The organism is Kitasatospora sp. NPDC058184 (assembly GCF_042883725.1).
GTDB lineage: Bacteria > Actinomycetota > Actinomycetes > Streptomycetales > Streptomycetaceae > Kitasatospora.
Genome location: NZ_JBHVVE010000010.1, coordinates 132,185 through 147,157 on the forward strand (window position 1 = coordinate 132,185; position 14,973 = coordinate 147,157).

12 protein-coding genes are annotated in these 14,973 nt (G+C 72.7%); 7 read left to right on the forward strand and 5 right to left on the reverse strand.

What is annotated here, in order from left to right:
* Positions 1 to 153: 153 nt before the first annotated feature.
* On the reverse strand, positions 154 to 1,464 hold the full coding sequence (locus tag ACFVXH_RS20740; RefSeq protein ID WP_143204503.1) for a hypothetical protein: 1,311 nt from the start codon (positions 1,462 to 1,464) through the stop codon (positions 154 to 156).
* A gap of 148 nt (positions 1,465 to 1,612) precedes the next feature.
* Between ACFVXH_RS20740 and ACFVXH_RS20745 the strand changes: the two genes are divergently transcribed.
* Positions 1,613 to 2,086, forward strand: coding sequence for a VOC family protein (locus ACFVXH_RS20745; RefSeq protein ID WP_049650575.1), 474 nt, complete (start codon positions 1,613 to 1,615; stop codon positions 2,084 to 2,086).
* Between the two features lie 26 nt (positions 2,087 to 2,112).
* Here ACFVXH_RS20745 and ACFVXH_RS20750 read toward each other — a convergent pair whose 3' ends face one another.
* Positions 2,113 to 3,729, reverse strand: coding sequence for a hypothetical protein (locus ACFVXH_RS20750; protein WP_107418699.1), 1,617 nt, complete (start codon positions 3,727 to 3,729; stop codon positions 2,113 to 2,115).
* A gap of 361 nt (positions 3,730 to 4,090) precedes the next feature.
* Between ACFVXH_RS20750 and ACFVXH_RS20755 the strand changes: the two genes are divergently transcribed.
* Complete coding sequence (locus ACFVXH_RS20755; protein WP_079271943.1) at positions 4,091 to 5,425, forward strand: MFS transporter; 1,335 nt, start codon at positions 4,091 to 4,093, stop codon at positions 5,423 to 5,425.
* Positions 5,426 to 5,659: 234 nt separating this feature from the next.
* Here the strand turns inward: ACFVXH_RS20755 and ACFVXH_RS20760 are convergent, their stop codons facing one another.
* Together ACFVXH_RS20760 and ACFVXH_RS20765 are read right to left on the reverse strand one after the other, a co-directional pair.
* On the reverse strand, positions 5,660 to 6,136 hold the full coding sequence (locus tag ACFVXH_RS20760; protein WP_387825839.1) for an NUDIX domain-containing protein: 477 nt from the start codon (positions 6,134 to 6,136) through the stop codon (positions 5,660 to 5,662).
* 132 nt (positions 6,137 to 6,268) lie between these two features.
* Positions 6,269 to 6,916: a Uma2 family endonuclease gene (locus ACFVXH_RS20765; protein WP_387825842.1), complete on the reverse strand. Its 648-nt coding sequence runs from the start codon at positions 6,914 to 6,916 to the stop codon at positions 6,269 to 6,271.
* 133 nt (positions 6,917 to 7,049) lie between these two features.
* Between ACFVXH_RS20765 and ACFVXH_RS20770 the strand changes: the two genes are divergently transcribed.
* Positions 7,050 to 8,078 carry an NAD-dependent epimerase/dehydratase family protein gene (locus ACFVXH_RS20770; protein WP_387825845.1) on the forward strand — a complete coding sequence of 343 codons (1,029 nt, stop codon included), beginning with the start codon at positions 7,050 to 7,052 and terminating at the stop codon, positions 8,076 to 8,078.
* Here ACFVXH_RS20770 and ACFVXH_RS20775 read toward each other — a convergent pair.
* Positions 8,075 to 9,415: a hypothetical protein gene (locus ACFVXH_RS20775; protein WP_387825848.1), complete on the reverse strand. Its 1,341-nt coding sequence runs from the start codon at positions 9,413 to 9,415 to the stop codon at positions 8,075 to 8,077. The genes ACFVXH_RS20770 and ACFVXH_RS20775 overlap by 4 nt on opposite strands.
* Before the next feature lie 310 nt (positions 9,416 to 9,725).
* Here ACFVXH_RS20775 and ACFVXH_RS20780 point away from each other — a divergent pair, with 310 nt between their 5' ends.
* The 4 genes from ACFVXH_RS20780 (at position 9,726) to ACFVXH_RS20795 (ending at position 14,728) form a co-directional block, all read left to right on the forward strand.
* Positions 9,726 to 10,112, forward strand: a complete 387-nt coding sequence (locus ACFVXH_RS20780; RefSeq protein ID WP_387825851.1) for an ATP-binding protein — start codon at positions 9,726 to 9,728, stop codon at positions 10,110 to 10,112.
* Between the two features lie 25 nt (positions 10,113 to 10,137).
* Positions 10,138 to 11,373 carry a methyltransferase, FxLD system gene (fxlM, locus tag ACFVXH_RS20785; RefSeq protein ID WP_387825854.1) on the forward strand — a complete coding sequence of 412 codons (1,236 nt, stop codon included), beginning with the start codon at positions 10,138 to 10,140 and terminating at the stop codon, positions 11,371 to 11,373.
* Positions 11,374 to 11,437: 64 nt separating this feature from the next.
* Positions 11,438 to 11,584, forward strand: a complete 147-nt coding sequence (locus ACFVXH_RS20790; RefSeq protein WP_387825857.1) for an FxLD family lanthipeptide — start codon at positions 11,438 to 11,440, stop codon at positions 11,582 to 11,584.
* Between the two features lie 87 nt (positions 11,585 to 11,671).
* Entirely contained in the window at positions 11,672 to 14,728 is a 3,057-nt protein-coding gene (locus ACFVXH_RS20795) for a lantibiotic dehydratase (RefSeq protein ID WP_387825860.1), read from the forward strand.
* The last annotated feature ends 245 nt before the right edge of the window (positions 14,729 to 14,973 follow it).

Genomic DNA, 14,973 nt, shown 5'->3' on the forward strand with positions numbered 1-14,973 from the left:
CTCACGCCCAGGCGGCCATTTGCCGACTGATGACCGTCACATGACCTGTGCTTTACTGAGGCACTCCACCGAGGCCCCCGCAGACCCACCAGGCCCCGCCCGCCCGTACTGCCAGGCCCCGCCGCCCGTTCCACCGTCAGACCCGGCGCCCCGTCAGCGCCGCGCCGCCCGCCACTGCTCCCAGGCCGACAGCCACAGCTGCTCGGCCAGCCGCTGCTCCTCCCAGACCCCCGCCCCGCCGCCGCCCGGCCGCTCCCGCCACAGCTGCGCCCAGGCCCGCTGCGCCGGCAGGCTCGCCACCTCGCTCGCGAACACCGTGTACCGGACGACCTCCTCGACGGCCGCCTCCCCCTCAGCCGTGCCGACCAGCCAGTGCGTCTGCTGGGACAGCCGGTTGAGGTGGTTCACCATCGAGGTCACCGCCGCCGCGGCCTCCTCCCGGGTCTCGGTGGCCAGTCGCATCTGCTGGCGCACCGCCGCCTCCCAGCGCACCGCGCCGACCTCCCCGCGCAGCCCGCGCGGCAGCCTCGGCGTGCGCCCCACCCGCACCTGCGCCTCGATCGCGGCGGACTCGGCGACGCTCTGTGCGATCAGCGCCCGGTGCGCCTCCATCCCGACGGCGGGCGGCAGTTCACGCTCCTCGACCGGCACCCGGCGGGCGCGCCGGGCGGCCAGGTCGCGCAGCAGCTCGGTGCGGCCGCGCAGGCAGTCCTCGAAGTCGCCGATCGCGCCGAGCTCCACCGCGCCGGGGGCCACCCCGCGCGCGCACACCGTCACGGTCAGCCCGCCGACCCGCAGCCGCCCGGCCCACACCGGCTCCGGACCGTCCGCCGCCGGGGCGCCGGGCTCCGGCACCGGCCGGTCCTCGTGCACCTCCACCGCGCAGGGCTCGCCGTCCACCGTGATCCACGCGCGCAACGCCCGTACCCGGCCCGGCCCGTCGCCCTCGTCGACGCCCAACTGCTCGTAGACGCGGTCCCGTTCGTCCTCGACCAGGTCCTCCAGCTCGGGCAGCCGCTCGCCCGGCTCGGCCCCCGGCCGGTAGGTGCGCACGGTCACGTACGGGCCGGCCGCCGAGCGCCAGTCGCCGCACTGGACCTCGACCCAGCGCAGCTCGCCGCCGGAGGTCTCGAAGGCGGCCAGCGCCTCACCGGCCAACGCCCCGTCGGCCGTCATCGTCCCGCCCGCGGGGACCCCTCCCGCGGGAGCCTGCCCCGCGGCCACGCCGTACACCGGGAAGTCGGCCGCCGCCAGGGTCCGGCGGGAGAACTCCTCCTGGTCGGCGAACCGGTCGACGGGCCTGCCCGCGGGCCGACCGGCACCCTGCTCGGCCGACCGGTCCAGTGACCGGTCCGCGGGCCGACCGGCGAAACGGTCCTCCCGGACCGGCCGGTCCGGAGCCGGGGCGGACCCCGAGGACCCGGCGTCCCGCTTCTGGTGCCTGCCGCCGCTCTCCCGCATCATCCTGTGCCGCACCCCCGAGACCTCGCACCCGCACCGCTGACGCCACCTTACGTGGCCGCAGCTGCCGGGTCATCAGCTCGGCCCCCGGACGGGGGTGGTGGCCGTGTCAGGGCGCCCGGTTGTCAGCCGCCCTCCCTAACCTGGCGGCATGACAGCACAGAACGACGCAGCACAGGACCGCACCGGGCAGGGCGCCTTCCCCGCCCGGATCAGCATCGTCACCCTCGGGGTGACCGACCTCGACGAGAGCGCCCGCTTCTACGAGGCGCTCGGCTGGAAGCGCTCCACCGCCTCCAGCCCGGAGATCGTCTGGTTCCGCACCGCCGACTCGGTGCTCGGCCTCTTCCCCACCGACGAGCTGGCCGCCGACGCGGGCGTGCCCGCCACCGGCGAGCCCTCCTTCCGCGGCGTCACCCTCGCGGTGAACCTGGAGTCCCCCGCGCTGGTGGACGCCGCGCTGCGGACGGCGGTCGAGGCCGGCGCCGTGGTGGTCAAGCCGCCGGTCCCGACCGACTGGGGCGGCTATTCCGGCTACTTCGAGGACCCGGACGGCCATCTCTGGGAGCTGGCCCACAACCCGTTCTTCCCCTTCACCGAGGACGGCTCACTGGACCTTCCCTAGACCGCCGTACGGTGCGCTCGGAAGGCTCAGCTCCTGGAGCGCGCCTTGAACGCCGCCTTGCGCGCCTCCTTGGCCAGCGCCCGGTCCGGGTGCAGCTCCCCGATCGCCTCCAGGACGTCCGCCGTGTACGGGTGGTCGACCCGCCACAGCTCGCCGAACCACCCCGCCGGATCGCCGTTCACCGGCAGGTCGGCGACCAGCTCGCCCAGCAGCTCGGCGTCCCCGCCGTTGTCCAGCAGCTGGGCGGCGAAGGTGTCGACCACCGTCCACAGCGCCATCGCCCGGTCCGGCACCGGGACGTCCGTCGCCCCCTGCGCGGTCAGCCAGGCCCGCACCGCACCGCCCAGCTCCGGGTCGTCCATGACCTCCCGGGCGGCCGGCTCCGCGCCCGGCCCGAGCAGGTTGAGCGCCGAGACGCCGAGCATCCGGCGCAGCGGGCCGTAGCCGTCGGAGCCGCGCGCCGCCGCGAGCAGCTCGCGCGCCGCCGCCACCGGCTCCCGGTCGGCGGTCCACGCCCGCAGCTCCTCCTCCGGCAGCACGTTGGCCGACTCGCACACGCCGCGCAGCAGCTCGGCCGCGTCCCCCTTGGCCAGGTCGCCGACCAGCGGCGCGTCGTAGCCGTCCTCCAGCAGCCACTGCCGGATGCCGTACTGGCCGAGCGGGGTGAGCCGGACCAGCCCGAAGCGGGCCGACTCCTCCTCGTCCAGCGGCTCCTCGCCGACCACGGCGGGCTCCTCGCCGTCCTCCTCGTCGAACAGCTCGGGGTCGATCGGGCGGTAGTCCAGCAGGCCGAGCTCGGCGAGGTCGCCCAGCATCGGGTCCAGCGCGACCATCACGTCCGTGATGTCGCCGAGCAGTTCCTCGCTGGGCTCCTCGCCCTCCGGGACGACCAGCAGCGCGGCCAGCACGCCCAGCGGCACGGTCTCGTTGCCGGGCTCGGCGAAGGCGGTGGTCTCGTAGAGCACCTGCAGGGCCTCGTCCAGCAGCTCGGCGGCCTCGTCACGGGCCTCCTCGACCTCGGAGAGCGCGTCCTCGTCCTCCTCGCCCTCCCCGGCCCCGGCCTCCTCGGCGCCCTCCTCCGGGCCGGAGTCCGCCTCGACGGCCAGCTCCCGGACGATCCCGGCGGCGGTCAGCCACAGCTCCAGGACGGTCTCCGGGTCGCCCTGCTCGGCGGGCTCCAGGTCCGGGCCGGGGACGGCGACGTGCTCGCCCTCCGCGGTCGTACCGAGCTCCACCAGGTCCAGGTCGCAGGCCAGCGACCAGGCCCGCAGCGCCTCGATCTCGGCCTCCTCGGGCACCTCGCCCTCGGCCGGGGCCAGGCCCAGCAGCCGGGCCGCGGGCGCCCGGTCCGCCTCGACCAGGTCGCCGAACTCGTCCACCTCCCGGTGCGGGGCGGACCAGCGGGCCAGCGCCAGCGCGTACCCGAACATCGGTACGGCCTTCGCCTGCTCGGCCAGCTCGCGCTCGGCGGGCAGCTTCACCGGCGGGACCAGGACGGCCGCGTCGTCCAGGTCGTCGTCGTCCAGCCCGTGCGCGGCGAACGCCCCGTAGAGGTCCTGGAGCTCCAGGTCGGCGGGCAGCACCGCCTCGGCCGCGCCCTCACCCGTCGAAGCCCCGGTGTTCTTGCGACGTCGTCCGGCCATCGTTGTGCGCTCTCCCTCAGCCCAGCGGTCAGCCCAACAGCGCCGCGTACCGATCCATCACCTCAGCGTATAGGCCGGGCACCCCCGACGCCCGGCCGTACGGGGCGCACCCAGGGGCGCGCGCCATGGGCGTACGCCCACCCCTTATCCTTCGGTCTGGTACCGCGCACACCCCGCGCGTGCCACCGGGGCAACGAAGCCCAACCGCCCTCCGCCCGACCCCGGGCCGGAGGGGCCCTCTTCAGCTCACCTCGCCCCACCAGGGAGCCCGTACCCTCGGCCACCACCACAGCGCCTCCGGACGGGCGCGCCGGCACACCCCGCCGACCCCGGTGGTGCCCGGCCACAGGAGACCCCTGCCATGGCGGACCTCTCCCCCGCCGGCTCCGGCCTGCGCACCGCGCAGCTCGACGGACGCCGACTGTCGGAGGCCCTGCTTCCCCCGGAGCTCGCGCCGCGCGCCCAGCTCCGGCTCGCCGCGATCAGCCGCTGGAACGCGCTGCGCGGCGTCCGCGTCGGCCTGGTGGCCGCCGCCCTGCTGCTGATGCTGATCGGCGCCAACCTGGCCACGCCGATCTACTCGCTCCTCCAGCAGCGGCTGCACCTCACCGCGCTCGACACCACCGTCCTGTTCGCGATCTACGTGCTGGCGCTGGTCCCGGTCCTGGCCGTGGTCGGCCACTGGTCCGACCACCTAGGCCGCCGCGCCCTGATCCTGCCCGCCGTCGCGCTGTCCGCCGTCGGCGACGTCGTGTTCGCCACCTCCGACAGCTTCTGGCAGCTCGCCGCCGGCCGGGCCGTCCAGGGCATCGCCGTCGGCCTGTCCACCGGCGCCGCCGGAGCCGCCCTCGGCGACCTGCTGCCCGACCACCCGACCCTGGCCGCCAAGATCACCCTGGCCTGTTCCGCGGGCGGCGTCGCCCTCGGCCCGGTGGTCGGCGCCCTGCTGGCCGGCGGCTCCGAACCGTTGCTGACGCCCTTCCTGCTGCACGCCATCGCCCTGCTCGCGCTCTGCGTGCCGCTGGCCCTCCTCCACCCCCGGATGCCCGGCCGCAGCCGCCCGCCGGCCTCCCCGCCCCGCATCACCACCCCGGCCCACCTGCGCCCCCAGCGCCTGCGGCTGCCGCGCACCGGGCGCCGCGAGTTCCTGCTCGCCGCCACCGCCGGCTTCATCTCCTACGCGGTGTTCGGCGTCTACCTCAGCCTGGCCCCGGCCTTCGCCGCCAAGCTGCTGCACACCGACTCCAAGCTGGTCGGCGCGATCGTGGCCGCCCTCCTGCTCGGCTCCTCCGCCGCCACCCAGCTGCTCGTCCCGCCGACCTCCGACCGCGTGGTGACCGCCCTCGGCATGACCGGCCTGGCCACCGGCCTCGGCCTGGTCGTCGCCGCCCAGTACACCGGCACCCCGGCACTGCTCTTCATCGGCAGCGTCCTCGGCGGCGTCTCCCAGGGCGTCGCCTTCCGCTCCCTGTTCACCAGCGCCGTCACCGCGATGAACCCGGAACGCCGCGGCTCCGAACTGAGCGCCCTCTGGGTCATCGTCTACCTCGGCAGCTCCGCCCCCATCATCGCCCTCGGCGCCCTCGTCCAGACCTACGGCCTCCTCCCCTCCGTCAGCGGCTTCGCCGCCCTCGCCGCCCTCGCCTGCACCGCCCTCGCCATCGCCGTCGCCCGCAAACCCAAGCCCACCGCCTGACGGCCCACACACAGAACGCCGCTGCCCGGGACTTCCGAAGAAGTCCCGGGCAGCGGCGTCTTCCCACCCCCGCTTCGCCCGCCGCCGGGTGAACACCCGCGCATCATCTGCTGCGCTGTTCAAGTCCCCCGCCGTTCCCCACCATCCACCCCCCACCCGCCTGCCGGCGGGTGCCCGCCCCCGCCCTCGCCGCACGCCGTCCCGCCTGTCACATCAAAGCGCCGTGGCATGGCCTTACGGGCGGGTCGCTCCGTGCTCCAAGTAGACGGTCTCGGACTGCATCCTGGCCGCACAGGCGGCGTGGACCCGGCGGGCGAGGCGCGGGATGAGGACTTCGTCGAGCTGGCCGATAGCGTGGAAGGCGTACTCGCCGATCTCCACCTGGTCGACGGTGATGTCGTCCAGCTCGTCGGCGGGGAGGACGCCGCCGTCAAAGACGAAGAGGAGCTTGTCACCCTCGGTGGGGTGAGGTGCCCAGTCGGCGACGAGCAGGCGCCCGATCGGCGGCGTGATACCGAGCTCCTCCTTGACCTCCCGGGCCGCGCCCTCGCTCGGTGTCTCGCCGGCGTGCAGGTAGCCGCCGGGAATCTCCCAGCCAGGCTTGTAGGTCGGCTTGACGAGGAGGACGCGGTCGTCCTCCTCGTCGAAGAAGAGCACGCCGACGGCGGTACGGGGCTGGGCCACGACCTTGGGAGACAGGGAGTCGCTCATGGCCGCGACTGTAGCCGCCCAGCCAGACGGCGCGAGGGGTTCACCCGGCGGCGGGCGAACCCCTCGCGTGCTGAGGCACGGAGATGCCACTGCCCGGGACTTCCGAAGAAGTCCCGGGCCGCGCGGCAGGCCTCAGACGCTCCAGGGCTTCCAGGCGTCGGTTGCGATCTCGACGTCGAACGGCTCCGGCGGCCGGACGGTCTCACCGAACTTCCACTCGCCCAGCACCTCGTACGTCCCCTCGCCCCGGTTCGGCTCCCCGAACAGGGTGACACCGGACTGCCGCGGGTCGCGGTCCACCAGCAGGTAGTACGGCACTCCGGTGCGCGCGTACCCGCTCCACTTGGTGGGATTGCCCGATACAGGGCGCCGGTCGTTGTGCGCGCTGGGATACGCGGTGACCTCGGCCACCAAGCTGATCTCGTTCGGGCTGAGGTACCGGTCCTCCGCCCTCGCCAACAGGTCCACCTCAGCGGTCACCACAATGAGGTCAGGGCTGTACCCGTCACCGATCTCCGCAAGATCGACGCCGACGTGCTGCACTACCCGCCACGGGAAGCCCCCATCTCTGGACTCGGCACGGAACAGCCACTCGTGGATGTCCCGCAGCATCAAGGCATGATTCACCGGCGGATACGGAGTCACAGCGAACTCCCCGCCGATCACCTCAACCCGCAGCACTTCGGGTAGCCCCAGCTGCTCATCGAGCTCGCCCCGAGCCCAAAGCGCGTATGGCGATTCGGGCAAGACCCACTGCCCGAGCGCAACAACAGACGACATGAGCCCCACCTTCACCGGCCGCGAGCAGCCATACCAGCGGCACACAGTTCTTTCCGCCGAAGGAGAGGTTTGAGCAGTGGGAGATTGACGACTCATCTCCGGACGAAGGGTGCGCTGCTGGCAGGATCAGCACATGAGGATTCTCGTGCTGGGCGGCGGCTGGTTCCTGGGTCGCGCGGTCGTGAGCGGCGCGCTGGAACGGGGCTGGGCGGTGACCACGTTCACGCGCGGACTGTCCGGTACCCCGGTGCCCGGAGCGGTCGCCGTGCACGGCGACCGGGAGCGCCCCGAGGACCTGGCGCGTCTGGCCGATCACGGTCCGTGGGACGCCGTGATCGACACCTCGGCCTCGGAGCTGTCGCCCCGTGCTGTCCTGGCGGGCACTCGGGCCCTGGAACCGGTCGTCGGCCGGTACGTCTACGTCTCCACCGTTTCGGTGTACGAGGGATGGCCCCATGAGCCTCTGAGCGTGGACTCGCCGGTACTGGAGGCCCCGGCCGGTGCAGGGCCAGGCACTACTCAGTCATCGGACAGCGCCTCGGGCATCAACCCCGACTACGGGCGGCGGAAGGCCGGTACCGAGTATGCGGTGACCGAGGCATTCGGTCTCGCCCGAACGAGCCTTCTCAGGCCAGTCGTGATCCTCGGCCCCGGGGAGTACGTCGGCCGGCTGCCGTGGTGGCTGGGCCGAGCCGAGCGGGGCGGAGCGATCCTCGCGCCTGGGGACCCCACGAGACGGGTCCAAGCGGTCGATGTTCGGGATGTCGCCACTTTCGCACTCGACCAGGTCCTGCACGTCGGTCACCAGGTCCACAACCTCGCCACCCCGATCGGCCGGGAGACGATGGGCGGCTTCCTCCAGGCGTGCGTGGACGTGACCGGCAGCACCGGGGAACTGTTCTGGGTGGAGGACGAGATCTTGCTCCGCCACGGTCTGCGGCAGTGGACCGAGCTTCCGCTGTGGTGGAACCACCCTGGCGTGTCCGTCATCGACTCGTCCTCGGCGGTCGCGGCCGGCTTCCACAGCCGGCCGCTCGCAGAGACCGTGGCCGACACGTGGCACTGGCTGAGCCAAGGCAACACGCCGGTCCCGCACAGGCGTTGGGCCAAGCACGGTATCGACCCGGCCAAGGAGCAGGCCATCCTGGACAGCGTGCGCTAGTCATTGCCTCCACCGAGAGCGATCCGCGTCGTGCCGGGCCCGAGAACCTGGGGCGGAGCCACCAGGGTGAAGTCGTCAATCCGGTCCGCAAGATCCCGCGCGAGCTGGGCGCTGCGGAAGGCCGGCAACGCCAACTCGGTCCGGACCGCGTTGACCCTGCCCGTAAGGCCCGCGCCACGCCACTCCCGGGGGAGGGAGAGCACCGGGGAGAGCGCGTCAGCAGCGCCGTCCAGATCATGGCGCATCAGGAGGGCGGAAGCCAGATCGGCCCGGGCCTGGGGAGCGATGACAAGAGGATTGGAGTTCGCGGAGCGGGCAGCGATCAGTTCCAGCGACCGCCGGGCAGAGGCCTCGGCGCCACGGCCGTCCCGCAGGAGCAACAAGCTGGCGCTGTTACTCATCTCGACCCGCTCCAGGTCGAAGTCGAACTCGCCACCCACGCCGTCGTGCAGGTCATCCTCGGCACGCCCGTGCTCGGCCACACTCTCCAGTATCGCCCGGTGAGCTTCGTCGGCCCGGCCTCGATGCGCGTACGCGCGGGCCGCGATCGCAGCCAGTCGTGCCCTGCCCGTGGCACCGATGCCGGAGAACGACCGAGCCTCCTCGATCTTGCGGACGGCTTGGGCGGGGTTACCGCTCCAGTAGTACAGGACAGCCAGGTAGCCGTGGGCGTACGCCCGCAGGGGCTGGTGCTCGGCAACCTGGCCGTACAGGGCTGCTGCCCGCGTCAGTTCGAACGCGTAGGGCATGGCGCCGAGGTCGAAGGCACAAGCGGCCAGAAGTGCCGAGGCCAGGCCGGCCACGCGGTAGAGACGTCCCCGCTGCGACAACACCTGGGTACGATCCAGCTGAACCGTCGCGACCCCAAGCAGTTCCTTCGCTGACATGAAGATCAGATGCGGCGGTTTGGCACCAGTGTCCCGGGCCAGGCGTACCAGGTCGTCTTCGAGCTGGTCGAGGCTGAGGTCCGGCAGGAGTCGAGCAGCCGCATCGGCGGCGTGGGCGCGGGCATCTCGTGCAGTCACGGCCATCTCTCTTTCATCGAGCACAGGGTCCACCACTGCGAGCAGCGATCGGACCTGCTCGTCACTCCGAGGAGCCAGGAGCTCGTCCACCGGCCTACCGAAGATCTGCTTGAGGATCGCGGGCGCCGGGTGGTGGGGTCGCGTGACCTGACCGGAGCGCCACCGTGTGAAGCTCTTGTCCGTCAGGTCGACGTTCCTGTAGGCGAGATCGCCGGTCCTCTCGTGGAGCAGCGCGGCGGCCCGCCTGTACTCGGCCAGGAAACCGCGGAAGTCCATGCCGGACTCGGCGACCAAGGCATCGAACAGGTTCATCGCGGATCCCTTCGCCGCAGCCCGGTGTGAACTGCGTCCGCTCCCTGCCTACCACCGCCGGCGGAGGGATCGTGCGGGTCACGCGGAAGTGTCTCCGAACTGTCCGCGATTGTCCCCACCGGTCACCCCGAAGGGGAGCAAGTGTCCAAGGTTTGCCAGTAGTTCTGTCCTCGTCGCCAGGCCAAGGTTGATCCCCGCAGGCAACCAGGAACGGGGCGTTCGAGCGCTCCTGCCGATCGGAGCGATGCACATGGTGGCCGTCGAGCAAGCGTGGCCTCTCCGGCGTTGGAAGGCCGCTTTCCCGGCAGACGTGACCGCGATTCCCACGGCACGTCGCGTCGCGCGGGCCAAACTCGTGGAGTGGGGCTGGGACGTGGACGACGAGCCGGCTCTCGATGTCCTGCTCGTCTTCGCCGAGTTGACGACGAACGCGATCCGGCACGCCAGCAAGCCGGGCGACGTCGTCCGGGTGCTGCTTGACGAGACCGACGGCTACTGCCGCATCGAGGTCCTGGACTCCCGCCCCGACCTGCCTCTGTTGGCGGTTCAGGCCGGCGGCAACGACGAGCATGGTCGCGGGCTGCTCCTCGTCCGGAGCCTGGCGCACGCCATGGGAGAGGAGTTGGCGGCCACCACCAAGAAGGTCTGGGCGAGCGTTCGAGTCGCCGACGCCCTGGGCCGCCCCCGCTGCCTGTAACGCGCACCAACACCAAGGAGACATCGTGACCACCGAACCCGCCCGGGAGACCCCGGAGACCCTGCGCGCCGCCATGGTGGCGGCGCTGCGCGAGGACGGGACGATCCGTACCGCACGCATCGCCAAGACCATGGGCCGTGTCCCGCGCGAGCCCTTCGTCCCCGGGGCACAGATCGCCGACGTCTACGATCCGGAGCGCGCGGTGGTGACCAAGCGCGACAAGGACGGCCTCGCGATCAGCTCCGTCTCCGCCGCGCGCATCCAGGCGTTCATGCTGGAGCAGGCCGACCCCCGGCCCGGAGAGAACGTCCTGGAGATCGGCTCCGGTGGCATGTTCGCCGCCTATCTGGCCGAACTCGTCGCCCCCGACGGCGCGGTCACCACCGTGGACATCGACCCGGAAGTCACCAGCCGGGCCCGTCGGCTGCTCGACGACGCGGGTTACGAACACGTGCGGGTCGTCACCGCGGACGGCGCGTTCGGTGTCCCGGAACACGCCCCGTTCGACCTGGTCGTGGTCACTGTCGGAGCCCCGGACATCCCACCGGCCTGGACGCGACAGCTGCTCCCCGATGGGCGGATCGTCGTGCCGCTGCGCGTTCGCGGGCTGACCCGCTCGGTAGCCCTCGTCCGTGCCGGCGACCATCTGGTGAGCACCGGGTACGAGCTGTGCGGGTTCGTGCCGATGCAGGGCGCGGCGGAGAACCGCGAACACCTGGTGCTGCTGCACGACGAGCCCGGCGAGGAGGTCGGGCTGCGGTTGGACGACGGCGACCAGGTGGATGTCGCAGCTCTGCGCGCGGCGCTGGCCATGCCCCATCAGGCGGTGTGGTCGGGCGTGACGGTCGGGGGCGAGGAGCCGATCGACGACCTGGACCTGTGGCTGGCCACCGCGCTGGACGGCCACACACGGCTGACCGCGACACCGGCCGCCCGGGCCAAGGGGATCGTCGCGTCCGCCTCCCCCCTGGGCGTGGCCACGGTCGTGGTGGGCGGCACCCTCGCCTACCGCACCGTCCGGCCCGCCGACGAGACCCGCACCCGTTTCGAACTCGGCGCGTACGGGCACGGCCCGGCCGCCGGTGCCGCCGCCGGTCGCCTCGTCCACGAGATCCGTGTCTGGGACCAGGAGCACCGGGGCGGCCCCGGCGCCCAGTTCGAGGTCCACCCGGCCGGAACTCCGGACGACCGGCTGCCCGCGGGCCGTGTGGTCGACAAGACCCACACCCGCATCACCATCTCCTGGCCCGGAAAGTCGTGACCGGCCCCGATGCCAGGTGAAGCACCACCTCACCCGTCCCCAACTCCTCCAGGAGGTACGAGCCATGGCTCAGGAACAGGACAACGGCTTCGAGCTGGACGTCACGATCATCGAGCAGGGCCCTGTGATCGGCGAGCTGATGAGTAGCACCGATGACGGCTGCGGCGAGACCTGCCAGTCCGCCTGCTCCAACAGCGGCTGCATCGCCTGACCCACACCCGCACCTTGGTGCCGGGGCCCACAACGGCCCCGGCACCAAGGTGGGCACAACCCCACCGGCTCCGAGAGGAAGGCGCGTATGTACCGGGCTCTGGACATGGCGCTGTTACGCGCCGCCGCGCACACCGGCACGCCCGAAGTCCGCCCGTGGCCGGACCTCGACGCCGGCCCGACCGCGACGGAGGCATGGCGGTCCTGGATGTCCGACACCTGGGCGGACCCGCAACTCGCCGAGGCCGTCCAGCTGGCCAATCCCGCCTACGCCGCGCGCGTCGAGGACATCATCGACGGCCGGGTACGCGCCCCTCGTGCCGTTCGCAAGGCCGCTGGGACGCTCGCCCGTTACCTGCTGCGCCAACGCCACCGCGCCACTCCCTTCGGCATGTTCGCCGGCGTCGCCCCGGTCCGGATCGGCCGCACACTGGAGGGCGTCTGGAGCACGGACCACCGCGCGATCGCCCGGCCGGACGCCCGGTGGCTCACCGATGTGGTGGACCGACTCGAGCGCGACCCGGAGCTGCTGCGGCGCCTGCCCGTAACAGTCGATCAGACCTGCACGGTGCGTGGCGACCACGTGGTGGTACCGCTTCGCCGAGTCGGCCAGCGCCAGCCCGCCGCAGCACCCGCCGAAGTCGCCGTGCGACGCACCGGACCCGTCCGTACCGCGATCGATGCGGCCAGGCAGCCGATCCGCCTCGACCGCCTGGCCGAGCTCGTGCTCGACGCCCACCCTGGCGCCGCTCCCGAACAGGCCCACCGCATGCTCACACAGCTCGTCCACCACGGCGTCCTCATCACCGCCCTGCGGCCCCCGATGGACGCGCGCGACCCGCTCAACCACGTCTCGGAGCGGCTCACGGAAGCCAAAGCCGAGTCGATTCCCACGGTTGCAGGCCTTGCCCAGTTGCTCTGCGACCTCGGCCGCAGGATCGTCGAACACAACGTGGCTCCGAGCCACGCGCAGCGGGAGGAGCGCGCCCGCCTGCGGGAGTCGACCGACGGAACCGGGCGTCCCGCTCTCGCCGTCGACCTCCAGCTCGATGTCGACCTGGCCATCCCGCACACGGTGGCCCGCGCAGCAGAGACCGCTGCCGTGCTGCTCGTCCGGGCCAGCCCCCACCCGAGCGGCTCCCCAGCCTGGCGCGACTACCAGCTCCGGTTCCTGGAGCGGTACGGCATCGGCGCGCTCGTACCGGTGTTGGACCTGGTGAACCCCGATACCGGACTGGGCTTCCCTGCCGGGTATCGCACCAGCACCCAGGAGCTGCCAACCGCCCCGGTCACGACCCGCGACAGGCACCTGCTCCAGGCCGCGCACCTCGCCGCCCTCGACGCGACGGACTCCGTCGACCTCGCCGTGCTGGCGCCCGGTCTCGGCGCGGAACAGGCCGACCACCTGCCGCCCCACCTGGACATGTGCGTCCAGATCCACGCCACCAGCCGACAGCACCTTGACAACCGCGACTTCCGGCTCGTGGTCACCGGCCTGTCGCAGGGCGCGGGCACCACCATCGGCCGGTTCCTGCACCTTCCCCATGCCGACCTGCACTGTCTCTCGGCCCAGCTGCGCGGCGCCCCCGCCGTGACCGCCGGCACCCGCCGCGCCCAGGTCTCCTGCCCTCCGCTGTGGGTCGGCACCGACAATGTCGCCCGCGCACCCCGGGTCCTGGACGACGTGATCGCCGTCGCCGAGCACGCACCCGAGGCCTTGCCTCTGCGGGACCTGCTGGTGACCTCCGACGCCCGGCGAATGCACCTGGTCTCCAGGACCAGCGGGCACGTGATCGAGCCGACGGTGTTCAACGCCGTCGAGGCGGTGAACTTCACCCATCCGCTTGCCCGGTTCCTCTCCGAACTGCCCCGCGCTCGCGCCGCCGTCCTCGCACCGTTCTCCTGGGGTGCGATGGCCGAGGCCCTACCGGTGCTGCCAGCCGTCCGGCACGGACGCATCATCCTGGCCACCGCCCGGTGGCGGCTCGACGCCGCCGATCTCCCCGCCCAGGGACACAGCCCGCTGGAGTGGGAGCGGGCCTTCGACGGCGTACGGCACCGCCTGCGGATCCCCGCGCACGTCGACCTCGGTGACGGTGACCAGCGCCTACGGATCGACCTCGACCAGCGCCCACACCGGCAGTTGCTTCGCGCCCACCTCAACCGCAGCGGCAAGGCCCTCCTGCGGCAGGCCCCCGACCCGACGGACCTCGGGTGGGCAGACGGCCGGGCAACGGAGATCGTCCTGCCACTCGTCTGTGTCCGGGAAGCACACCGACCACCGGCAGTGAACCTGGCGGCCGTCGCCGAGTCTCCCGGCGAGCACCCGGCCGATCCGCAGACGCGGTGGGCGTTCGCCAAGGTCTACGCCCAGCCGGCCCGGCACAGCGCGATCCTGGCCCGCCTCCCCGAACTGCTCGCCACCCTCGCAGACCCGGACTGCTGGTTCGTCCCCTACCGCGACCCGGACCCGCACCTGCGCCTACGCTTCCGCCTGCGCGGCCCGTTCGAAGACCTCACCCGGAAGCTCGCCGCCTGGACCAGCGGACTGCACGCCGCTGGCCTGGCCCCCGGCCGCCTCCAGTGGGACACCTACCAACCCGAGACCGGACGCTACGGGACCGGCCGCCTCCTCGAACTGGCCGAATCCGTCTTCGTCGCCGATTCCACGGTCGCCCTCGCCCAGCAACGCCAAAATGGCCCGGGCCGCCTGCCTCGGCAGGCCCTCATCGCCGCCGGCTTCATCGACCTCGCCGCCGCCTTCACCGGCGACACCAGGACCGGTGCTGCCTGGCTGGTCGAACACATCACCCGCGCCGACGGCGCGCCGGGCCTCGATCGAGCCGTACTCGCGCAGACGCTTCGCCTCGCCGAACCGGCCAACGCCCGGGCCGGGCTGCGCGCCGAGACCGGAACCGAGATCGCCCGTGCCTGGGCGATACGCCGCACAGCCGTGCGCGCCTACCGTGCCGCCCTGCACGCCCACGCCGGGCCCGACCCGGATTCCATCCTGGCCTCGTTCCTGCACATGCACCACATCCGTGCCGCCGGGATCGACCAGGACAGCGAGCGCGACTGCCTCCGCCTCGCCCGCGCCACCGCGCTCACCCTCGTCCACCGACACCAAGGATGCCGCCCTCGATGAACCCCGCCACCACCCGCAGGGCCGCGCCGTGCGGCCCCGCCGACGCGGGCGCCGCCCAGTCCCTGGCCGCCGGCGCCGTCGGCATCACCCTGCTCCATGCCGAACGCGCCGCACTCGGGTACACCTCCTGGAGCACCGTCCAGAACTGGCTGACCGGCGTGACCGGCCAGGCCCTCATCGGCTCCGGCGACGCCGCCCTGTTCATCGGCGCACCGGCCCTGGCCTTCACCCTCCACACCGCCGCC

Excerpts from the sequence above, each read along its gene's own strand:
- ACFVXH_RS20745 (WP_049650575.1), top strand. The coding sequence starts at position 1,613 with ATGACAGCACAGAACGACGCAGCACAGGACCGCACCGGGCAGGGCGCC.
- ACFVXH_RS20750 (WP_107418699.1), bottom strand. The coding sequence starts at position 3,729 with ATGGCCGGACGACGTCGCAAGAACACCGGGGCTTCGACGGGTGAGGGC.
- ACFVXH_RS20770 (WP_387825845.1), top strand. The coding sequence starts at position 7,050 with ATGAGGATTCTCGTGCTGGGCGGCGGCTGGTTCCTGGGTCGCGCGGTC.
- ACFVXH_RS20755 (WP_079271943.1), top strand. The coding sequence starts at position 4,091 with ATGGCGGACCTCTCCCCCGCCGGCTCCGGCCTGCGCACCGCGCAGCTC.
- ACFVXH_RS20790 (WP_387825857.1), top strand. The coding sequence starts at position 11,438 with ATGGCTCAGGAACAGGACAACGGCTTCGAGCTGGACGTCACGATCATC.
- ACFVXH_RS20765 (WP_387825842.1), bottom strand. The coding sequence starts at position 6,916 with ATGTCGTCTGTTGTTGCGCTCGGGCAGTGGGTCTTGCCCGAATCGCCA.
- ACFVXH_RS20795 (WP_387825860.1), top strand. The coding sequence starts at position 11,672 with ATGTACCGGGCTCTGGACATGGCGCTGTTACGCGCCGCCGCGCACACC.
- ACFVXH_RS20775 (WP_387825848.1), bottom strand. The coding sequence starts at position 9,415 with ATGAACCTGTTCGATGCCTTGGTCGCCGAGTCCGGCATGGACTTCCGC.
- ACFVXH_RS20760 (WP_387825839.1), bottom strand. The coding sequence starts at position 6,136 with ATGAGCGACTCCCTGTCTCCCAAGGTCGTGGCCCAGCCCCGTACCGCC.
- ACFVXH_RS20740 (WP_143204503.1), bottom strand. The coding sequence starts at position 1,464 with ATGATGCGGGAGAGCGGCGGCAGGCACCAGAAGCGGGACGCCGGGTCC.